At 73.3% G+C, this 20,073-nt stretch carries 23 protein-coding genes; 9 read left to right on the top strand and 14 right to left on the bottom strand.

The genetic code is table 11. From position 1 onward, the window contains the following. Positions 1-14 precede the first annotated feature (14 nt). Complete coding sequence (locus tag ACQP2F_RS23900; RefSeq protein WP_433290827.1) at positions 15-917, bottom strand: TioE family transcriptional regulator; 903 nt, start codon at positions 915-917, stop codon at positions 15-17. Between the two features lie 60 nt (positions 918-977). Here ACQP2F_RS23900 and ACQP2F_RS23895 point away from each other — a divergent pair, with 60 nt between their 5' ends. Next, positions 978-2,117, top strand: coding sequence for an erythromycin esterase family protein (locus ACQP2F_RS23895; RefSeq protein WP_433290825.1), 1,140 nt, complete (start codon positions 978-980; stop codon positions 2,115-2,117). Between the two features lie 9 nt (positions 2,118-2,126). On the opposite strand, the gene ACQP2F_RS23890 is transcribed toward ACQP2F_RS23895, so the two are convergent. From ACQP2F_RS23890 to ACQP2F_RS23875, 4 genes are all read right to left on the bottom strand, one after another. Then, positions 2,127-2,411 carry an STAS domain-containing protein gene (locus ACQP2F_RS23890; protein WP_433290823.1) on the bottom strand — a complete coding sequence of 95 codons (285 nt, stop codon included), beginning with the start codon at positions 2,409-2,411 and terminating at the stop codon, positions 2,127-2,129. Between the two features lie 31 nt (positions 2,412-2,442). Continuing rightward, on the bottom strand, positions 2,443-3,825 hold the full coding sequence (locus ACQP2F_RS23885) for an RAD55 family ATPase (RefSeq protein WP_433290821.1): 1,383 nt from the start codon (positions 3,823-3,825) through the stop codon (positions 2,443-2,445). Then, positions 3,818-4,621, bottom strand: a complete 804-nt coding sequence (locus tag ACQP2F_RS23880) for an ATP-binding protein (RefSeq protein WP_433290819.1) — start codon at positions 4,619-4,621, stop codon at positions 3,818-3,820. The genes ACQP2F_RS23885 and ACQP2F_RS23880 overlap by 8 nt, the downstream gene beginning before the upstream one ends. Before the next feature lie 98 nt (positions 4,622-4,719). Continuing rightward, positions 4,720-5,280, bottom strand: coding sequence for a GtrA family protein (locus ACQP2F_RS23875; protein ID WP_433290817.1), 561 nt, complete (start codon positions 5,278-5,280; stop codon positions 4,720-4,722). Between the two features lie 104 nt (positions 5,281-5,384). Here ACQP2F_RS23875 and ACQP2F_RS23870 point away from each other — a divergent pair, with 104 nt between their 5' ends. Beyond that, complete coding sequence (locus ACQP2F_RS23870; RefSeq protein ID WP_433290815.1) at positions 5,385-6,242, top strand: dihydrodipicolinate synthase family protein; 858 nt, start codon at positions 5,385-5,387, stop codon at positions 6,240-6,242. 359 nt (positions 6,243-6,601) lie between these two features. Here ACQP2F_RS23870 and ACQP2F_RS23865 read toward each other — a convergent pair whose 3' ends face one another. Next, on the bottom strand, positions 6,602-7,159 hold the full coding sequence (locus ACQP2F_RS23865; RefSeq protein WP_433290813.1) for a DUF1062 domain-containing protein: 558 nt from the start codon (positions 7,157-7,159) through the stop codon (positions 6,602-6,604). 272 nt (positions 7,160-7,431) lie between these two features. Continuing rightward, a complete protein-coding gene (locus ACQP2F_RS23860; protein ID WP_433290811.1) occupies positions 7,432-8,172 on the bottom strand; it encodes a VOC family protein in 741 nt (246 codons plus the stop codon). 89 nt (positions 8,173-8,261) lie between these two features. Here ACQP2F_RS23860 and ACQP2F_RS23855 point away from each other — a divergent pair, with 89 nt between their 5' ends. Beyond that, positions 8,262-8,534, top strand: a complete 273-nt coding sequence (locus tag ACQP2F_RS23855; RefSeq protein ID WP_433290809.1) for a hypothetical protein — start codon at positions 8,262-8,264, stop codon at positions 8,532-8,534. A gap of 270 nt (positions 8,535-8,804) precedes the next feature. Here ACQP2F_RS23855 and mycP read toward each other — a convergent pair whose 3' ends face one another. From mycP to ACQP2F_RS23840, 3 genes are all read right to left on the bottom strand, one after another. Beyond that, positions 8,805-10,061: a type VII secretion-associated serine protease mycosin gene (mycP, locus tag ACQP2F_RS23850; protein WP_433290807.1), complete on the bottom strand. Its 1,257-nt coding sequence runs from the start codon at positions 10,059-10,061 to the stop codon at positions 8,805-8,807. 67 nt (positions 10,062-10,128) lie between these two features. Continuing rightward, positions 10,129-10,890 (bottom strand): class I SAM-dependent methyltransferase, encoded by a 762-nt coding sequence (locus ACQP2F_RS23845; RefSeq protein ID WP_433290805.1) that lies wholly within the window; start codon positions 10,888-10,890, stop codon positions 10,129-10,131. A 27-nt stretch (positions 10,891-10,917) separates the two neighbouring features. Then, positions 10,918-11,934: a phosphotransferase gene (locus tag ACQP2F_RS23840; RefSeq protein ID WP_433290803.1), complete on the bottom strand. Its 1,017-nt coding sequence runs from the start codon at positions 11,932-11,934 to the stop codon at positions 10,918-10,920. Positions 11,935-12,000: 66 nt separating this feature from the next. Here ACQP2F_RS23840 and ACQP2F_RS23835 point away from each other — a divergent pair, with 66 nt between their 5' ends. The 3 genes from ACQP2F_RS23835 (at position 12,001) to ACQP2F_RS23825 (ending at position 14,088) form a co-directional block, all read left to right on the top strand. Beyond that, positions 12,001-12,588 carry an ArsR/SmtB family transcription factor gene (locus ACQP2F_RS23835; protein WP_433290801.1) on the top strand — a complete coding sequence of 196 codons (588 nt, stop codon included), beginning with the start codon at positions 12,001-12,003 and terminating at the stop codon, positions 12,586-12,588. Between the two features lie 162 nt (positions 12,589-12,750). Then, entirely contained in the window at positions 12,751-13,242 is a 492-nt protein-coding gene (locus ACQP2F_RS23830) for a hypothetical protein (protein ID WP_433290799.1), read from the top strand. Between the two features lie 12 nt (positions 13,243-13,254). After that, positions 13,255-14,088 (top strand): alpha/beta fold hydrolase, encoded by an 834-nt coding sequence (locus ACQP2F_RS23825; protein ID WP_433290797.1) that lies wholly within the window; start codon positions 13,255-13,257, stop codon positions 14,086-14,088. Here the strand turns inward: ACQP2F_RS23825 and ACQP2F_RS23820 are convergent. After that, positions 14,039-14,260 carry a hypothetical protein gene (locus tag ACQP2F_RS23820; protein ID WP_433290795.1) on the bottom strand — a complete coding sequence of 74 codons (222 nt, stop codon included), beginning with the start codon at positions 14,258-14,260 and terminating at the stop codon, positions 14,039-14,041. The two genes, ACQP2F_RS23825 and ACQP2F_RS23820, sit on opposite strands and share 50 nt — an antisense overlap. A gap of 181 nt (positions 14,261-14,441) precedes the next feature. Between ACQP2F_RS23820 and ACQP2F_RS23815 the strand changes: the two genes are divergently transcribed. The 3 genes from ACQP2F_RS23815 to ACQP2F_RS23805 all read left to right on the top strand — a co-directional run bounded on the left by ACQP2F_RS23815 (position 14,442) and on the right by ACQP2F_RS23805 (position 16,737). Further along, positions 14,442-15,623 carry a serine/threonine protein kinase gene (locus ACQP2F_RS23815; RefSeq protein WP_433290793.1) on the top strand — a complete coding sequence of 394 codons (1,182 nt, stop codon included), beginning with the start codon at positions 14,442-14,444 and terminating at the stop codon, positions 15,621-15,623. Between the two features lie 127 nt (positions 15,624-15,750). Further along, on the top strand, positions 15,751-16,074 hold the full coding sequence (locus tag ACQP2F_RS23810; RefSeq protein WP_433290791.1) for a hypothetical protein: 324 nt from the start codon (positions 15,751-15,753) through the stop codon (positions 16,072-16,074). A 324-nt stretch (positions 16,075-16,398) separates the two neighbouring features. Then, the gene (locus ACQP2F_RS23805; RefSeq protein WP_433290789.1) at positions 16,399-16,737 is read left to right on the top strand and encodes an RNA polymerase-binding protein RbpA; all 339 of its coding nucleotides are present in this window, start codon (positions 16,399-16,401) and stop codon (positions 16,735-16,737) included. An 84-nt stretch (positions 16,738-16,821) separates the two neighbouring features. Here ACQP2F_RS23805 and ACQP2F_RS23800 read toward each other — a convergent pair whose 3' ends face one another. Genes ACQP2F_RS23800 through lnt form a run of 3 tightly spaced genes read right to left on the bottom strand, consistent with a single transcriptional unit; the run spans position 16,822 to position 19,814 of the window. After that, positions 16,822-17,358: an FxsA family protein gene (locus tag ACQP2F_RS23800; protein WP_433290787.1), complete on the bottom strand. Its 537-nt coding sequence runs from the start codon at positions 17,356-17,358 to the stop codon at positions 16,822-16,824. A 51-nt stretch (positions 17,359-17,409) separates the two neighbouring features. Next, the gene (locus tag ACQP2F_RS23795; RefSeq protein WP_433290785.1) at positions 17,410-18,195 is read right to left on the bottom strand and encodes a polyprenol monophosphomannose synthase; all 786 of its coding nucleotides are present in this window, start codon (positions 18,193-18,195) and stop codon (positions 17,410-17,412) included. Further along, positions 18,192-19,814 (bottom strand): apolipoprotein N-acyltransferase, encoded by a 1,623-nt coding sequence (gene lnt, locus ACQP2F_RS23790; RefSeq protein ID WP_433307594.1) that lies wholly within the window; start codon positions 19,812-19,814, stop codon positions 18,192-18,194. The genes ACQP2F_RS23795 and lnt overlap by 4 nt, the downstream gene beginning before the upstream one ends. Positions 19,815-20,073 lie beyond the last annotated feature (259 nt).

Below are 20,073 nucleotides of genomic sequence, written 5' to 3'. Positions count from 1 at the left end.
TTCTCGACACCTTCTCAGGAAAATTCCCGGAGGTACGCGTCGAGCGCCGCCGCGCCGGACAGCAAGGCCCGCCCGCGGGCGGTCAGCCGGGCCTGCCAGTCGGCGAGCATCCCGGCCAGGGGTGCGACCCCGCCGGCCGCCCGCACCTGGGCGATCACCGGCGCGATCGCGGCGAGCCGGTAGCCGCCGCGGCGCAGCTGGTGCACGAGCCGGGCGTCGCGCACGTCGGCGGCCGCGTACACCCGGTAGCCGGTCCGCCGGTCCCGGCGCGGCGTGACGAGGCCGGCCGCCTCCCATTTGCGCAGCGTGGCCGGCCGGACCCCGAGCCGTCCGGCCAGCGGACCGACGAACATCTCCCCCCGCCCACCCGCCGCCGTCATGTCCCCCGCCGTCATGTCCCCCGCCGTCATGTCCCCCGCCGTCATGTCCCCCGCCGTCATGTCCCCCGCCGTCATGTCCCCTGCCGTCATGTCCCCCGCGGCCGGAACTGTCGCTGACGTCCGTCCGGCCGGCGCCGCCATGATCCCTGCCGCCGGAACCGTCGGAACCGCCGGCACCGCCGGCACCGCGGCGAGGTCGGTGAGGGCGGCCTCGACCGCCCGCAGGGTCCGCCGGTCGCCGGCCAGCACCGTGTGGCCCTCGTCGACCAGCCGCAGCGCCTCCTCGACCATGCCGCCGTGGACCGCCCGCATGATCGCCGTCGCGGCGTGGTGGCCGTGCCCCGGCACCAGCGCCCGGAACGTGCCGAGCGCCCGCGCGTGCCGCGGCGTGTAGGTGCGGTAGCCGGAGGCGGTGCGCCCGGCCGGCGGCAGGATGCCGTCGGCCTCGTAGTTGCGGACCGCCTGCGCCGACAGGCCGTGCGCTCGCGCCAGGTCGATCGGCCTCAGCCGTACCGCCGCTTGAGGGTTTTGAGGCATGTTACCGTCGTCTGTTGCGAAAAAGTCTCCACCGAAAGTTCAAGGATATCGTTGACGGGTATGACCAGCGTCCTCGACCTGTTTCCGGCCCGGCCCACCCTGCTCGCCGTGGGCGAGCCCACCCACGGCGCGCCCGGCGTCCTGCGCGCGCGCAATGAGCTGTTCCGGGAGCTCGTCACCGACGCCGGCTACCGCACGATCACCCTGGAGACCGACTGTCTGGCCGGCCTGCTCGTCGACGACTACGTGACCGGCGGCGACGGCACCCTCGACGACGTGCTGGCCCGCGGCCTCAGTCACGAGTGGGGCGCGTTCGGCGGCAACCGCGACCTCGTCGAGTGGATGCGCGGCTTCAACACCGGCCGTCCCGCCGCCGACCGGGTCCGCTTCGCCGGCTTCGACGGCCCGCTGGAGATCACCGGCGCCGCCAGTCCCCGCGCCGCGCTCACCGCGCTGCACGGCTTCCTCACCGCCCGCCTCGACCCCGCCCTGCTGCCGTGCACCGCCGCCGCCCTCGACGAGCTGCTCGGCGACGACGCCGCCTGGCCGGACGAGGCCGCCATGCTGGACCCGGCCCGGTCCATCGGCCGCACCCCCGCCGCCGACCGGCTGCGCATCCTGGCCGCCGACCTGTCCGCGCTGCTCGACGAGCACGGCCCGCACCTGATCGCGGTGTCGTCGCCGGACGAGTGGTTCCGCGCGCTGCTGTTCGCGCGTACCGCCACCGGCCTGCTGCGCTACCACTACTGGATGGCCGACCCCGGCGCCGGCCGGCTGTCGCGGCTGCTGGGCATCCGCGACGCGATGATGGCCGCCAACCTGCGCGCGCTGGCCGGCCGCGGCCCGACCCTGGCCAACGCCCAGAACGCCCACCTGCAACGCGACAAGAGCACGATGCGGATGGGCCCGCACCTTTGCGCCTGGTGGAGCGCCGGCGCGCAGGTTTCCACCACCCTGGGCGCCGGCTACGCGTTCGTGGCCACCGCGCTGGGCACCTACCGGGCGCAGGGCGTGGACGTTCCGCCGCCGGACACCATCGAGGGCATCCTGTACGCCGGCCCGGCCGCCACCACCGTCGTCGACCCCCGCGACTTGGACGCCGGCGCCCCGGCGCGGGTGTCGCCCTGGTTCGGCTACGCCCCGCTCGACCCGGCCCACCTGCCCCGCCTGGACGGCCTGCTGTTCGTCCGTGACGCCTAGCGCCGTCGGTCACTCGGGGCGGGTCGGCGCCGGGTCCCGGCGGAGGTTGGGCACCTCGGCGGTGAGGTGGAGAAGGTCGAGGAGATGGGCCAGGCCGGCCTGCACGTTCGTGAGCCGAAGCTGCGCTTCGCCGATCCGCCGGGCGGCCGCCACCAGCACCGAGATTCCGGAGGCGTCGATGAACTCCAGCCGGGCGCAGTCGACGATGAGGTCGCGGCCCGGGGATGCCGCCTCGTCGAGGGCGGCCGCGAGCAGATCACGGGTGCACAGGTCCACCTCACCGATGAGGTGCACGGTGTGCGGGTGGGCGCCGTCGCGGTGCGCCTCAAACGGGGCTGCGGGGCGTGGTGATGGTGATGCCATCGTGGGTGATCTCGAAGTTGTGGGGCTGCGGGACGTGCCGGCTCGCCCGGGTCTTCAGGACGGTGAGCGCCCGCCCGAAATGGTCGTGGTCGCGGACGTACTGGAGCAGGATCACGTTGTCGGACAGGTGGGACACGCCGTGTTCGGACAGTGTGGTGTGGCCGTACAGCTCGGCCGATTCGAACGTCAGCAGGACGCTGATGCCGGCCCGGGAGCAATGGTTGAGCAGCGCGTAGACGAACTCGCGGAATCGTTTCTCGTCGGGGCAGGCGGCGGCGAGGTCACCGAGGCTGTCGATGACCACCCGGCACGCCCCGGCCGATCTGATGGTGTCCAGCAGGTCGTAGTACCACTGGTCGATGTAGATGTCGTTGGGTGAGTCGCAGCGCAGCACCGCGTCCGGCGCGCCGGTGCCCCAGCCGAATCCGCTGATCATCCGTTCGAGCTGGACCTGGTTCTCCTGCATCGAGGCGAAGATGCCGGGCTCCCCGAGGGCGGCCCCGCCGTAGATGAACTGCAGTCCCATCACCGTCTTGCCGGACCCCGACGGGCCGATCACCAGCGTGGCGGAGCCGGGCCAGTAGCCGTCGCCGACCAGCAGGTCCAGCGCGGCGATGCCCGTCGTCGCCCGTCGCTGGCCCAGCTCGTACGTGCCGGAGTCGATGTCGCTGAGCCGGGGGAACACCCGGATACCGGCGCTTTCGATGCGGTAGGCGTGCGCGCCGGAGAGGAAGTCGCTGCCGCGCAGCTTCAGCACCCGAAGGTCGCGGCTGCCGCGCTGCCCGGAGTCCTCGGTGGCGAGCAGCACCGCGGCGTCGGCGACGGCGAACTCCGGGCAGCCCTCCAGCTCGTCGCGCCGGTATTCGCCGAGCCACAGCGCCATCGTGCCGGTGGCGGCCAGCCGGCCGGCCAGCTGGTGGACGAAGCTTTCGAACTCCCGCTCGCCGACCGCCCGGTAGCGCAGCGCCCGGAAGCTGTCGATGATCAGAAGCGAGCAGGGCCGCCGCTCGACCAGGCCGGTGATGCGGCTGAGGATCCCGGTCAGCCCGTCGCTCTCGAGCTCGCCGCCGAGGTCCTCGAACAACACCGACCGGCCGACGCGGCCGGGTTCGAAGAACGAGAGGGCTTCCCCGAAGTACAGGATCTTGCTCAGGGGTTCGGCGACGGTGCTGAGGTAGACGGCGGGCAGTTGGTCGGTGCCGTTCGCGAACGCGTACTGCTGCGCCAGCACGGTCTTGCCGCTGCCGGGCAGACCGGCGATGAGGGCGATGGACGGGTTGATCAGGCCGCCGCCCAGGATCGCGTCCAGCCTCGGCCGCCCGCTGCCCAGCCGATGCTCAGCCACGCGGTACCTCCGAGGCAGCGCCGCTGGCCGACGGCGCGGTCAGCTGCCGCACGGCGGCCAGCACCTGCAGGGGATGCACCGGCTTGCGCAGGAACCGGCTCGCCCGCAGGTGGCCCGGCGGCGCGAGGATCGACATGGCCAGGACCGGGATGCCCGCTCGGGTGAGGTCCTCGCAGAGCGGGACGGTGTGCCCGTGGGAGGTCGTCAGGTCGACGATCGCCACCCGCGGCGGGCTCGCCGACGCGGCGCGGCCGGCCTCTTCCGATCCCGTCACCACCGTCGGGAAGCCTTCGGCGTCCAGGAACGAGGACAGCGACCGGCCGGCGAACCGGTCGCCGTCGACGATGAGCACCGCGGGCGGCGCCTCGTCACCGGCTGCCCCGCTTGCGCGCCGGGCGCGGACGGGCACCCGCATCCGGACCACCGTGCCCTGCTCGGTGTGCCGGCCCGGCTTGATGGTGACCTCGTCGGCCAGGGCGAGCACGATCCGCAGGCCGCGCCCGCGGTCGCCGCTGCTCCCACCGACTTCGAAGACTCCCTGGTCGGACACGGTGATCCAGACCCCCTGGTCGGTGTCCTGCCAGCGCACGCAGACCACGTCGGTGGCACTGTGCTCGACCGCGTTGGCCGACAGTTCGTGCGTGACCAGTACGACCCGCTCGCGTTCCTCGTCGGCGAATCCAGCCTCGTGGGCCAGGCCGGTGACGAAGGCGCGGATGTCGCGTAACACCTCGGGACTTGCCGGGAACAGGTACTCGATCGGCTCGCGGGGCTCCGAGCCCGGTGACAATGCCATGATGCGGGCCTCCTTCCGGCCCTTGCGCCCACGGTAGTCCGGCCGGCGGTCATCGCGCGAGGGGCGCAACCCGACCGGGGAGCTTCCGGTGGGGCCGGTCAGGCGGCCTCGTCGCGCACGGGGTCGGCGGTGACCAGCCGGACGTGCGGGTGGGGGAACACCCACTTGCGGTACGCCCACAGCCGGAACGCCATCGCCACCAGCGTGCCCGCGATGATCCCGAAGCCGAAGTCGCTGACCTCCTGCACCACCCGGCTCACGTCCGGCACCCGCAGGTCCAGCACGTAGCGGGCGAACCACAGCGGGATGTCGTTGACCAGGATCGCGGCCGCGTTGATGCCGAAGAACAGCGCCGCCTCGTGGTGCCGCTCGCGACCGCCGCGCGCGTTGAACGCCCACTCCCGGTTCAGCACATAGGACAGGACGGTGCTGACCAGCGTCGCGATGCTCAGCGCGGTCAGCGGCTTGCCGTCGAGCACGGTCAGCTTCAGCGCGTAGTTGATCGCCACCGTCACGACGAAGCAGGTGCCGCCGACGATCAGGAACTTCAGCAGCTCGCGGTGCTTGAGCAGCCGGACCCGCACGGGCGCGGGCAGCATGCGCAGCACGGCACGCACCGCCGCGCCGGGTCGGCCCCGGAGGCCGAGGGGTTCCTGCATCCGGCGAAGGGTACTCGCCCCCGCCCAATGTTAAGCAGTGCTGAAACTTCCCACTACCAAAACTAACTGGACCTTATCCGTACGCACGGGGCACCGTGATCGGCATGCCGCTTTCCGGACTGTTCATCCCCGTCATCACCCCGTTCGCCGCCGACGGCACCGTCGCCTGGCCGGCGTTGGAGGCGCTGGCCGTGGACCTGTTGCGCCAGGGCGCCGACGGCCTGGTGGCGCTGGGCACCACCGCCGAGCCGTCCGCGTTGTCGGCGGCCGAGCGCCGTGACGTGCTCGACCTGCTGGCCGCCGTCTGCCGCGACCACGACGCCCCCCTGATCGCCGCCGCCAACGACCCCGGCGAGCTGCGGATGCTGGCCGACCGCCCGGCGGTGACGGCCGCCCTGACGCTGGTCCCGCCGTTCGTGCGCCCCGGCCCGGCCGGCGTGCTCGCCCACTTCGCCGCCCTGGCCGCCGCGTCGCCGGTGCCGCTGGTCGTCTACCACGTGCCGTACCGCACCGCCCAGCCGCTGACCGCCGCCACGCTGCGCGAGCTGGCCGCCCTGCCCGGCGTGGCCGGCATCAAGCTGGCCACCGGCGCGATCGACCCGGAGGTGATCGACCTGCTGGCCGGCCCGCCGCCCGGCTTCGCCGTCCTCGGCGGCGACGACGTGGTGATCTCCCCGCTGCTGGCGCTGGGCGCCCCCGGCGCGATCCTGGCGTCCGCGCACGTGGCCACCGCCGACTTCGCCGCGCTGATCGCCGCCTGGCGCGACGGGAACCCGGTGAAGGCGCGCCCGCTGGGCCACCGCCTGGCCCGGCTGTCGGCCGCCTTGTTCGCCGAGCCCAACCCGGCGGTGGTCAAGGCCGTGCTGCACGCGCGGGGCCGTATCCCGTCCGCCGGTGTGCGGCTGCCCTTGGTGCCGGCCGCTGCCGCGTCCCGCGACGCGGCCCTGGCGCTGCTGCGGTGACGCACGCGCCGTCGTCCGCCCGGCGCGTAGGGCAGCGCCGCATGACCGCTTCATCTCGAGCTCGCCGGCGGCGGCGCCGGTGACAGACCCCCGCCCGACGCCTCAGGCCCGCGCATCACCTGCCCCCGGGCGCCGGAGAGCGCTCCTGCAGCCGCCCGGTCGGTGCCGCTTCACCCATCCCGCCTCCCACGGAGCCCACGCCTTAATTATCGAATTACTGTTACCGACAATCCGTTAATACCAGAAACAGACAAAACGCCGAGACACCATAATGACAGTTATGTTGTAACGAGCTGTCGCGACCGGAACCGCCGGCGGCCACAGGCCGGGCGGAGTCGAGCCCCGCCCGGCGTAGACCGTCAGTCGGCGGCCAGCACCGTGAACGCGAACCCGCTCGTCGCCCGCTTCAACGCGATGTCGGCCTTGACCCGCCGCGCGACCTCCCCCCGGCTCATCCCCAGGCCGTGCGCGATGAGCCGGTCGGGCCGGACCGGCACCGGATCCGCGAAGACGACCTCGACCCGGATCGGCCACGGCCCGTCCAGGACGACCGGCGCCGCATCCAGCCGCCAGGCGCCGGTCCAATCGAGAGCGAACCGGCCCCGCCGGGCCAGGGCCGGATCCAGCAGCCGGGACGCGACCAGCGCCGGATCGTTGACGTGAAAGCCGTGCAGCTCGGCCGGATCCAGGGCACCGACCGGGACCCGCTCGTACACCGGCAGTTTGCTCGTCCGGTCGCAGCCGGTGCAGCGGACCAGCAGCCACACGTCGAGCAGTTTGTGGTTGGCGTTGACGCGGAACCGTCCGTCGCCGCTGGTGGCCCGTTCGCCGCGGCAGTCCACGCAGCGCAGCGCCAGCAGCGGAAGCCTGGTCCGGCGCACGTACCAGGGCAGCACGATATGAAGTGGTGAAGACATGAGTGGTCGACCTGATCTCTTGAAGACCTGACACGAGGCCGGTTACGCGCGGCCTCGGACGCTGGATGACCGGGCGCACGCGGGCAGCCCGGCGGAGCCGGCGGGAAAGCCGGCTACCGGTAAGCGGTGAGCGCTGTCAGGTCTAGAGAGCAGGCGGGGTCATACAGGTGATGTCCTCGGTCTTCGGGGCCAACAAGCCACAGGCAACTTAGGGGTACGCCGACCCGCCGCTCAACCGGTTTTCGACGCCGGCCGGGCCCGGCGAGGCGAGATCAGCGGCCCGGGCCGAGAACGCAGAACTCGTTGCCGGCCGGGTCGGCCAGCACCACCCACGACACGTCGCCCTGGCCGAGGTCGACCGGGGTGGCGCCCAGCTCCCGCAGCCGCGCCGCCTCGGCGGCCGGGTCGTCGCCGCGGTAGGGCAGCAGGTCCAGATGCACCCGGTTCGGGACGATCCGCTGCTCGGGGGTGCGGCGGAACTCCAGGTACGGCCCGACGCCCCGCGACGACCGCAGCAGCGCCCGCTCGTCGGTGACCTCGTGGACAGTCCAGTCGATCGCCTCGCCCCAGAAGCCGACCAGCGCCCGCGGGTCGGCACAGTCCACGACGATCGCGGCGATCGGCCCGGTGTCCCGATAGAGCTCGCTCGGCTCGAGCACCCGGAAGACGTTGCCCTCGGGGTCGGCCAGCACCGTCCACGGCCCATCGTCCGGCCCCGCGTCGACATGCGTCGCGCCCAGCTCGACCAGCTTCTCGACCAGCTCCGCCCGATGCTCGGCCGAGGTGCTGGCCAGCTCCAGGTGCACCCGGTACTTCACCGTCTCCGGGTCGGGCACCACGACGACGTCGATGCCAGGCGCGGCCGGGTCGGGCCAGGTGGTACCGGGCGCTTCGACGTTGATCACCCCGGGCCCTTCGCTGCTGAGGTCCCAGCCGAGCGCGTCCGCCCAGAACCGGCCGAGCGCCACCTCGTCGCGGGCCTTGTAGTTGACCTGAACCAATCGCAGCGCCATGCCGGACACCCTAAACGAATCTTGCGAACCACCCGCGGGCGGCGCCGCTTCGGGCTTTCATGGGAGGAGCCGACCGTACGGGAGACGCCGTGACCATCGAACACACCGGCCTCACCGCGCCGGTTCCCGCCGCGCCCACGGTCATCGAGCTGTCGCGGCGTGCCCGGCTCGCCGTCACCGACGCGGCCGCCCTGATCGAGGCGGCGGCCGACGCCGGCTGGCAGAACCCGGACGGCTTCCCGGCCGACGACCCGCACGCCGCCGTCGACGCCGCCCTCTGGCTGTGGACGCTGCACTCCTCCGCCCTGCCCGGCGTGAACGTCCTCTCCGACGGCGGCGAGGCCGGCTTCGCCGCGCAGTAGTCGCGCCCCGCATCAGTCGCGCCCCGCATCAGTCGCGCTCCGCCCCGCCCGCTCCGCCGGCCCCGCCCGCCCCCGCCCCCACCCGTTGTGGGTGGGCCGCACTCAACCACCCGGCACCGACATTTTTCGCGGCTCATCCACAGGCACGAGACTCGGACCCCACCCGTTGTGGGTGGGGCGCACTCAACCACCTGCGACCGACATTTTCCGCGGCTTATCCACAGACGACCGGCGGGAACAGCACCGCGGCGGGAACAGCACGGCGGCGCGCTACCGGCGGATCAGATCCGCCTCCGCCGGCTCCGGCTGCGCCGGATCGGCCGGCCGCCATCGCCGCTCGCGGCCGCGGCGGACGATCAGCGCCGCGGCGACCATCAGCAGGACCAGGCCGGCGCCGACGGCGGCGATCCACAATGCCATGTCCTGGGAGTGGGCGCGCCGCGACGCCAGGGCCTCGGCGGCCGGGTCGTTCGGGTGCATCACCTCGGGGGTGACCGGCGGGCGGTTGCCGGCCACGAGCGTCTCGGTGACGGCCCGGTACGGGTTCAGCAGCCCCGCGCCGTACTCGGTGCCGCCCCCCGGCGCCGGGTCGGCCGTCGCCTTCAAGCGGCGCTCGACGTCGGCGGGGGTGGACCGCGGGAAACGCTCCAGGATCAGCGCCGCGGTCGCCGCGACCAGCGGCGTCGAGAAGCTCGTGCCGTCCTCGGCGGTGTGGCCCGCGCCGAGGGCGGCCATCGTCACGCCCTTGCCGATCGCCACCAGGTCGACATAGCGGCCCTGCTGGGAGAAAGCCGCCCGGGTGCCGTCGGCCTGCACCGCGCCGACGCCGATCACCCCGTCGTAGGCGGCGGGGAACGGCAGCGGCCCGCCGCCGGCCTGGTCGCCGTGGTTGCCGGCGGCCGCGACCACCACGACGCCCTTGGCGATGGCGCGCCGCACCGCCGCCGCGACCAGGCTGTTGTCGCCGGTCATCACCAGCGACAGGTTGATCACCTGGGCCCGGCCGGGGCCGGCCGCCCAGTCGATGGCCTGCGCGAACTGGGCCGGCGACCCGTTGTCGCCGACCGCCTTGCCGTCGATCTCCTGCTGCTCGCTGATCCGCACCGGGACGATCACCGCGCCCGGCGCCAGGCCCTGGAAGCCGGTGTCGGGCTCGGGCTTCGCGGCGATCAGGCTGGCCACGCCGGTGCCGTGGCCGATGCAGTCCTGCAGCCCGTCGGCGTCGCCGTGCAGGAAGTCCTTGCCCCGCTCAACCCGGCCGCGCAGCTGCGGGTGCTTGCCGTCGACCCCGGAGTCGATGACCGCGACCCGCACACCCCGGCCGGTCGCCAGCGGCGCCAGCCGCTTCGGCGCGTACACCTGGTCCTCGACGGGTGTGCCCTTGAAGACCGGACTCGGCTGCACCGGCTGGCGGCAGGGCTCGGCGGCCCGGGCGGCGGCCCGGGCGGCGGCGCCGGCGGGGGCGGGCACCACCAGCAGGGCGGCGCACAACGTCGCCGCGGTGGCCGCCAGTCGACGCCAGCTCATCCCGACAACACCCCCGGTTCGAACGATTCGCATGGATGGTACCGAGGGGGCGCGACCGGACGGCGGCCTACCGGACGGCGGTGATCAGCACCGTGTGCTTGCGGACCCGGAAGACCCCGTCGGCGGCGATCCGGGCCTGCACGATGTCCTGGACCGCCGAGCGTTCCGGCGCCGACAGCGGCCCGGCCGCCATGCTCTCCAGGTAGGCCAGCACCGGCGCCGCGGCCGGCACCCGCAGATCGCACGGATACCGCTCGACCCGTACGTCCCTGAACACCTGCCCGACCAGCCCCGGCCCGGTCTCGGCGCTGAAGTCGTTCTGGAACCGCCACTGGCCCAGGTCGCCCCGGCCGATCGCGGCGCCCACCTCGTCCAGCTCGGCCAGATGGTGGCGCCCGTTGGTCGCCACCGCCACCCGGCCGCCGGGCCGCAGCACCCGGGCGAACTCGCGCAGCGCGGCGAGCGGATCGTCCACGTGGTAGAGCATGTGGTTGGCGATCACCGTGTCGAAGCCGGCCTCCGCGAACGGCAGCCCCGACGCGTCGCAGCGCACCACCCGGGCGCCCGGCACCGTGGCCAGCTGCGCGCACATGGCCGGCGAGAAGTCGGTGAGGGTCAGCCGCAGCCGATCGTGTGCGACCTGGGTCCACAGCTTGCCCGTCCCGGCGCCGGCCTCCAGCACCTCACCGGCCGCGGGCAGGCGGGCGGCCAGCCACGCGAACCAGTCCTGCGGGTTGGTGCCGTAGCTGTGCAGGGCGATGCGGGCGGTCAGGTTCCCGGTGGTGCCCGCGTACTGCTGGACGGCGCGGGCGGACGGCGTCGAGGTCACGGCAGCGACCCTACCGAGATCACGCCACTAGCCCAGAGCCTCGTCCGCCCACCGGGCGACCACCCGCAGCACCGGCGCCCGTCCCGCGAACGTGTCGGCGATCCCGCGCCGGTCGTAGGCGGCCACCCCGGACGGCGGGCGCATGGCCGCCATCACCATCCGCGGCGCCAGCCAGAAGTACTTCGCCGCGCCGGTCACCGTGACCGCCCGCCGCACGGTCGCCGGATCCACCGCACCGGCCATGCCGCGCACGTACCCGTCGATCACCGCGTCCAGCACCGCCGGCAGCAGGCCGACGTCGATCAGCCCGTCGAAGAACGTGTCGAGCGCCAGGTTCGCCGCGTCCTCGCCGACCGCACCCGGCCCGGTGAACGCCCAGTCGAACAACACCGGCCCACCGGCCGTCACGATCAGGTTCATCGGCCACACATCGTGGTGGCACAACGTACGCGGTAGATCGTCGGCCAGCGCCAGCAGATCGTGCCGCCGCTCCCACAGCCGCCGCAGCCCGTCCCGCAGCGCCGCCGGCCACGCCGCCACCACCAGCGGATGATCCCAGTCCAGGCCGTCGGCGACCGGCTGGGCGAGCGTGTAGTCGCGCAGGAAGTCCGCCGCCAGCCACGGGTACGCCGGCGGCGCACCCACCCAGCGCGCCTGCCCCCGGCCCAGCGCGAACCCGAACGCGCCCAGCTCCCGCGGCCCGCACGACGCGCCGGGCCGGCCCCGCACGTCGGCCAGCCACAGCGCCACCGAACCGTCCGGACGCGGGTCGACGGACTCCAGCGCGGGGGCGGCGATCCCGGCGTACGCGCTGCCCGCCAGCCCGCCCTCGTAGGCGCAGATCTCACGCCGCCAGTAGTTGAAGTGCGAGGGCGAGTCACTCGCCGCAAGGTGCGCGGCAGCGCCCGCGCGACGCGGCGTGACCAGCTTGAGGATCACCGAGTCCCGCTCCCGCCGCACCCGCCAGACACCGCCGGTGACCTCGTTGGCGCTGCTGTGGGTCAGCTCCGTGGCCACCCACCCCGGCCGTAGAAGATCCTCCACGGCCACACCCTAACCGAACACGAAAACGGCCTGGACAACTTTTGTTTTCGGTGGGAGAGTCGGCCCATGCACGACGTAGCCGTCATCGAAGACCCCGCCGCCGCCGAGATCTCCCTCGACCCCATCCGCAGCCGGCTCCTCGCCGAACTCGCCCGCCCCGGCAGCGCCACCATGCTCGCCGGCAAGATCGGCCTCCCCCGGCAAAAGGTCAACTACCACCTGCGCACCCTCGAACAACACGGCCTCATCGAACTCGTCGAGGAACGCCGCAAAGGCAACGTCACCGAACGCATGATGCAGGCCACCGCCGCCTCCTACGTCATCTCCCCCGCCGCCATGGCCGCCGTCGCCCCCGACCCCGGCCGCGCCCCCGACCGCCTCTCCGCCCGCTGGCTGCTCGCCCTCGCCGCCCGCCTCGTCCGCGACGTCGGCACCCTCATCACCGGCGCCACCCAGACCCGCCAGCGCGTCGCCACCTACGCCCTCGACGGCGAGATCCGCTTCGCCGGCCCCGACGACCGCGCCGCCTTCGCCGCCGAACTCACCGACACCGTCACCCACCTGCTCGCCAAATACCACAGCGAAACCGGCCGCAAGCACCGCCTCGTCCTCGCCGTCCACCCCGCCACCGACTCCCTCGCACCGGAGAAATGACCATGGGCAAAGAGTTCGAGACCCACTTCGAGACCACCGTCCACGCCACCCCCGACCAGATCTGGGACGCCATCGCCACCGGCCCCGGCATCTCCACCTGGTTCGTCGGCCACACCGAGATCGACAACGGCGCCGTCCCGCACCACCTTCGGCGACGGCCTCATGCCCACCAGCACGATCAAAACCGCCGATCAACCCCACCACCTCACGTACGGGTGGCAGCACGCCCCCGACGGCCGATCCGTCGCCAACGAATACCTCATCGAAGCCCGCGACCGATCCGCCACCGTCCTGCGCGCCGTCATCAGCGGCTTCCTGCCCGGCGACGACTGGGCCGACGAGTTCGAAGCCATGCAGTACGGCAACGCCCTCTTCTTCGCCACCCTCACCGAATACCTGCGCCACTTCCCCGGCCGCAACCTCACCCCGGCCACCCAGTTCGGCCCACCCGTCACCGACTGGGACGCCACCTGGACCACCCTCCACCAACACCTCGGCCTGAGCGCCGACCCGCAACCCGGCGACCGCACCACCGACGGCGGCCACGTCTACCACCGCAACCCCCACACCCTCGGCATCCGCACCGCCCACGGCCTCCACCGCTACCTGCGCGGCTTCCACGGCGCGATGGTCACCGCCCACTCCCACCTCTAGAAAGGCACACCCATGCCCACCGTCACCTCCGCCGACGGCACCACCATCGCCTACGAGACCACCGGAACCGGCCCCGCCCTCATCGTCGTCGACGGCGCCATGTGCCACCGCGACTTCGGCCCCGCCCGCGCCATCGCCAAGGCCCTCGCCGACACCTACACCGTGCACACGTACGACCGGCGCGGCCGCGGCGCCAGCGGCAACACCCCGCCCTGGTCGGCCCAGCGCGAGATCGACGACCTGGCCGCCCTCATCGCCGCCGCCGGCGGCCACACCTACCTGTTCGGCACCTCCTCCGGCGCCGTCCTGGCCGCCGACGCCGCCGCCCGGCTGACCGGCGTCCACGCCGTCGCCCTCTACGAACCGCCGTTCATCGTCGACGACACCCGGCCGCCCCGCGAGGACACCTTCACCGCCGACACCGAGGCGCTGCTCGCCCGCGGCGACCGCTCCGGCGCCCTGAAGAAGTTCATGAAACACGTCGGCATGCCCACCCTCATGGTCAACGTCATGGCGCTGACCCCGGCCTGGAAGAAGCTCAAGGCGGTCGCCCCCACCCTCCCGTACGACCTGCACATCCTCGGCGACACCGGCCGCGGCGTGCCGCTCGACCCGGCGCGCTGGGCGGGGGTGACGATGCCGGCGCTCGTCATGGACGGGGGCAAGAGTCCGGCGTACATGCGCAATGCCGCCCGCGCCTGGAGCGAGACCCTCCCGAACGCCGACTACCGCACCCTGCCCGGCCAGACCCACATGGTGCGGGCGGCGGTCATCGCGCCCGAGATCAAGCGCTTCCTCAGTGCGGCCGGCCGAACCTCAGATACAGAAACCCGCCGAGCGGAATGACGAAGACGATCAGCAGCCGCCAGGTCTCCCGGGGCAGCACCGCCACGACCGGCGCCCCGGCGAGATCGGCCAGGCAGAACGCGACGAACCGGTAGATCAGCGCCACCGCGGCCAAGACGAGCAGCATCGCCGCCGCCAGCGCCAGCGTCACACCGATCCGGTGCGCGTCCATGCCCCCGATTATGCGCGCCACCGTCGCCCGCTTCGCATGTCACAGGCGGGTTGTCGTTGATTCCTTTTTGGTTTGGCTTTTCGGTTTGGCCCTTGCCGTGACCCGGTGGCGGCGCGCACACCGCGTAGAGCATCCTAGGATGCTGCCTTGCCGGGACCGGCGCGCCTAGGGTGAGCAGGCGATGAGCGACAACGACGCCACCACCGAGTCCGAGACCCGACCGTGCGCGCACTGCGGCCGCCCGGTGCCGCAGCGCGCCGCCGCCGGCCGCCCGTTCCGCTACTGCCGCGACAACGACGGCGAATGCCAGCGGGCGTCGCGGAACAGCCGGATGCGGCACCGCTCCTCGCCCGGCCTGGCCGGCCAGGTCGCCCGCACCTGGGAGGTCGTCGACCGCCTCGACCAGCTGGTGGTCACCCTCTCCGAGGCGCTGCACTCGGAGCTCTCCCCCGCCGGCGTCGAACGCCGGCTGGCCGAGCTCCGCGCCGAGACGTCCGGCCAGCTCGCCGCCGCCCACGCCGAACGCGACGACGCCCGCCGCGACGTCGAACGGGCCGAGTCGTCGGCCGCCACCGCCCAGCAGCTGACCGCCGCCGCCGTCGCCGAACGCGACGAGGCCCGCCACCAGGCCGAGGAGTCCGCCCGCCGGGCCGCCGCCGCCGTCGAGGCAGCGGAGGCGGCCCGGCGCGAGCGCGACGAGGCCCGCCGCGAGGCCACCGCCGCCGCGGCCCTGCAGGAGCGGGCCGAGACCGAACGGGAGCACGCCCGCGCCGAGCTGGCCGCCGCCCGGACCGAGCTGACCGCCGAGCTGGCCGCCGTCCGCGCCGAGCTCACCGCCGAGCTGGCCGCGGTGCGCGAACAGTCGCGCGACGAGCTGGCCGCCGCCCAGGACGAGCTGCGCCAGTCCCGCCGCGAACGCGACACCCTGGAACACGACCTGGCCGACGCCGTCCGTGAGGCCCGGTCGGCGACCGCCCGCGCCGACGAGCTGCGCGAGACGACCACGGCGCTGAAGACCGCGCAGCGCGAGCTCACCGATCAGCTCACGGCCGCCACCACGACCATTGCTGCCGTACGCCGGGAGGCCGCCGAGCTGACCGAGAAGCTGACCGCGGCGCAGGCCGACCGGGAGGCCCAGCGCCGCGAGCTCGACGATCGGCAGCACGCCGCCGACCGCGCCGTCCAGGACCGCGCCGACCTCGAGCGCCGCCTGGCCACCGCCCGGGCCGAGGCCGAGGCCGCCCAGGCCCGCTCCGCCCAACTTTCGGCCCAGGTCAGCGACTTGGCTTCGGCGCTCGCGTCGCTGGGCGGGGCCCGCCCGGCCACGCCACCGTCCCAGCCGGACCGCGCCCAGGCCCACTAGGGCGGAGGCGAACCGCGGCGCCGGACCCCGATCCGGGCATTGCGGGATTGCGGGGCGGCCCCCGACCGTCGACTATGGAGCGGGCGACCCGCCTCCCGGCGGGCCGACAAGCGCGCGGCGAGGTGGCATGACGGACGTTCTGCTGGTCGTCTACCGCGGTGTGGACCTTGATGAGGTGCGGGCGGCCGTCGGGGACGAGGATGTGCACTTCGTGGTGGCCACCGGGCTGGAGGAGCTGCGGACGGCGTTCGCGGCCGGAACTTTCGATCATGTGGTGATGGGCGGCGGGCTCGACATCGAGACGCGGCTCGCGGCGGTGCGGGAGGTCTTCCGGCTCAGTGCGGGAACCACCGTGCATCTGAAGGACCGGGCCTCGGGGCCGGGCGGCTATGCGGCGTTCGTGGCGGCGGTAGTGACGGGAATGGCGGGGTACTCCGCATCACCTGGGTGAAGGATGCGGAAATTTCCCTCACTTCTGGCCGGCAGCGGACGAACGTAGCCGGACGACGAGAGAAACGGCGCGGCGATTTGCCGGGTACCGCGCCGCGTGACCGGGATCGCACCAACCGTAGAACACCCATAAGCCGGTAAAGTGGACCAAGGTCCACTGCGGCGCGGGGCTGCGGTGACGGGAACGGGCCGGGTCCGGTTACGCTCGTAGCGTTAACACCGCCGTCACAACGGCGGTGCAGAGCTTTGGCGACCGTTGGAATCTCACGGCCGTCCCTTTCGTTACACCAACGAGAGCAGCACCACGAGCGAGGGGAAGCCGATCATGGGCGAACGCATGCTGCGCGGCAGCCGTCTTGGCGCAGTCAGCTACGAGTCCGACCGCAACACCGAGCTGGCGCCCCGACAGACCCGAGAGTACCTGTGCGTCAAGGGCCACCAGTTCGAGGTGCCCTTCGCCGTCGACGCCGAGGTCCCGACCACCTGGGAGTGCAAGTTCGACGGCAGCGTCGCCCGTCTGGTGGACGGCAGCGAGCCCGAGGCGAAGAAGGCGAAGCCGCCGCGCACGCACTGGGACATGCTCCTGGAGCGGCGTTCGATCTCGGAGCTCGAGGACATCCTCAACGAGCGGCTCCAGGAGGTCCGCACCCGCCGGGGTCGCTGACCGCACGAACGACGATGGCCGTCCCGCACGAGCGGGGCGGCCATTTCGTGTGCGCCGAGCGCGGTGGGAGGGGCGGGAGGGGCGCTAGCGGAGGACCTCGCCCTCGATGACCTCGCCCTCGATCGCGCCGGCGGGCGCGCGGACCGCGTCGGGCTGCTCGGGGACGACCACGACCGGGTCGCCGACCGGCTCGCCGCGGCGGACCTTCACCCGGCGGGGGCCGAAGAAGTCGCCGGCGACCGCCGCGCCGACCTGGCGCTCGGTGAACCGCTCGATGCCGCGGCGGGCCAGGGTGCGCCCGGGCGGCAGCAGCAGCACGAGGCCGATCACCGCGGTGAGGAAGCCGGGCATCGCCAGCAGCAGGGCGCCGCCCAGGCCGGCCAGCGAGTTGCTCACCTCGGGGCCGGGCGGCCGGCCGGACTCGGCGGCGGCGCGGAAGGCCCGCCAGCCGCGGATGCCCTCGCGGCGCAGCAGCGCCATGCCGGTGATGCTGAACGCCGCCAGCAGCAGCAGGGCCCACCCGCCGCCGATCGCGTGCGCCACGGTCACGAACAGCGCCACCTCGGCGACCGCCAGAACGGCCAGCACGAGCGGCAGCAGGGCAAATCCTCGACGCTGCATGGGATCCTCCGGGTCACGCCAACTCGTCCAGCATGACACGGCGGTGCCCGGTCACGGCCAGGTCGAACCCTGGCCGGGCTTGCGCCCGAGCCGCTTCATCAGGTCGTCGCGGCGCGACTGCACACCCCACACGGTGACCCTGAGCAGCTGTTCCTTGAAGATATTGCCGCTCATCTTGCTGACGCCGTGTTCGCGCTCGGTGAACGTGATCGGCACCTCGACGAGCCGGAAGCCGTGCTTGTACGACCGCCAGGCGAGCTCGACCTGGAACGAGTAGCCGGTCGAGGCGACGGTCTCCACGTTGATCGCGTCGAGCACCGGCATGCGGTAGGCGCGGTAGCCGCCGGTCGCGTCCCGGAACGGCATGCCCAGCGCCATCCGGATGTAGATGTTGCCGCCGCGGGAGAGCAGCAGCCGGCGCATCGGCCAGTTGTGCACGCTGCCGCCGGGGATGTAGCGGGTGCCGAGCACCACGTCCGCCCCGGCCAGCGCCTCAAGCAGCTTCGGCAGCTCCTCGGGGGCGTGCGAGCCGTCGGCGTCCATCTCGACGACCGCTTCGTACCCCTTGTTCTTGGCCCAGGCGAAGCCGGCCTTGTACGCGGCGCCGAGGCCCTCCTTGCCCGCCCGGTGCAGCACGAAGATGTGGTCGTCGGCCTCGGCGAGCTCGTCGGCGATGCGGCCGGTGCCGTCGGGCGAGTTGTCGTCGGCGACCAGGATGTCGACGGCGGGCACCGCGGCCCGGACCCGGCCGGTGATGGTGCGGATGTTGTCCGCCTCGTTGTAGGTCGGGATGACCACGAGGACCCGTCCCACTCCCGGGTAACCTTCGTCGCTCACCGTGCCTCCGCCTTGTAGTCGCCGTTGACGCGCCGGCCGCGCCGCAGGGCGAACGCGCCGACCAGTGCGGCCACCGTCAGCGCGACGGCCGCGATCTCGGGCAGCACGCCCAAGCGAGTCGCTAGCGTACGCGACGTACCCAGGTGCATCGCACGCACCTGGACCGCCCGGACATTGAACCCGGTGTCCTGGTGGACGCGGCCGGCGGTGTCCACGAAACCGGACACGCCGACGGTGGAGACCATCAGCGAGTCGCGGCCGTGCTCGACCGCGCGCAGCCGCACCATGGCCAGCTGCTGGCGGGCCTCGGCCTCGTTGAAGGTCGCGTTGTTGGTCTGCACGGCCAGCACCTGGGCGCCGCCGGTGACGGTGTCGCGGACGATGCCGTCGTAGGCGACCTCGAAGCAGATCACGTCGCCGAGCGTCAACGGCCCCGTCCGGATCACCCCGGGGTGGTCGCCGGCGAGCATGTTGCGCACCAGGTCGACCTTGTCGGACACCAGGCGGGCGATCGAGCGCAGCGGCATGTACTCGGCGAACGGCACCGGGTGCCGCTTGACGTACTGCTGGGCCAGGTCGGCCCCGGCGCCGGGCACCCACAGCAGGCCGGCGTTCTTGATGTCGTTCGGGTTGTCGGTACGCAGGACGGCGCCGACCAGGATCGGGGCGCCGATCGCCTCGGTGGCCGCCGCGATCTCCGACGACGCGTCCTGGTTGCGCAGCGGGTCGATGTCGCTGGCGTTCTCCGGCCACACGACCAGGTCGGGGCGCGGCTGCCGGCCGGCGGCGACGTCGGCGGCCAGCTGCAGGGTGGCCGTGACGTGGTTGTCGAGGACGGCCCGGCGCTGCTCGTTGAAGTCGAGCCCGAGCCGGGGCACATTGCCCTGCACGATCGCGACGACCTTGGCCGGGGCGTGGGCGGTGGAGGCGACCGGCAGCGCCGCCGGCAGCAGGACCAGGGCCGGCAGCACCGCGGCGAACCCGAGGACCGGACCCAGCCGGGCCCGGACCGGCCGCAGGAAGACCGGCCGCAGGAAGAACAGGGCGGCCAGCGCGCCCCCGGCGGCGGCCACCGCGAAGGTCACGGCCGGGGCGCCGCCGTACGCGGCCAGCCGCAGGCTCGGCGCGTCGCCCTGCGAGAACGCCAGCCGGCCCCACGGGAAGCCGCCGAACGGCGCCCGGTCGCGCACCGCCTCCTGAGTCACCCACAGCAGCCCGGTCAGCGGCACCCACAACGCGCCGTGCCACCGCTCCAGCAACGGCCGCAGCCAGGCGGTGGCCAGGCCGGTGAGGCCGACGAACAGCGCCTCGGCCAGCGACAGCAGCGACCACGGCAGCCAGCCGGCGGAGAAGCTGGTCCAGTGCAGCAGCGGGAAGAACAGCACCACGCCGGTGAGGAAGCCGAGCCCGAGACCGGCCCGCAGGCGGCGGCGGTGGGTGGCGACGCCGAGCAGGGCGACCCCGACCGGCGCCAGCGGCCACAGATCCCACGGCGGCAGGGCGAGCAGCAGGGCCGCGCCGGCCGCGATCGACAGGGCCACGGCCACCGGCAGCGGCAGCCGCCGCGGGGGCTCGCCGGGCACCGCGGCCTGGGGTGCGACCGGGGGCTGCAGCGTCATTTCCACCCGCGGAAGGCTACCGGCAGAAACTTGAAGGTGGGAACACGGTACGGAAGAGGCGCGGCCGGTGCGGCCGCGCCTCGTGTGCTCCACTCGTGCATCCGGGCACGGCCGGTGGGTCAGCAGGACATCGCGGACGCCTTCGGACCGACGCGCCGGTGACTGGCTGCCCCCGCCGTGCCGTTGTCTACTGGCGCCGTTCCGACCCCCTGCCCCACCCTCGGCGCGATCGGTCCGCTGCCGCCCCGCCGGCCCCCTT

Source organism: Actinoplanes sp. CA-030573, from assembly GCF_050951115.1.
In the GTDB taxonomy this organism is placed as follows: Bacteria; Actinomycetota; Actinomycetes; order Mycobacteriales; family Micromonosporaceae; genus Actinoplanes.
This window is presented reverse-complemented; position numbering and strand designations above follow the sequence as displayed.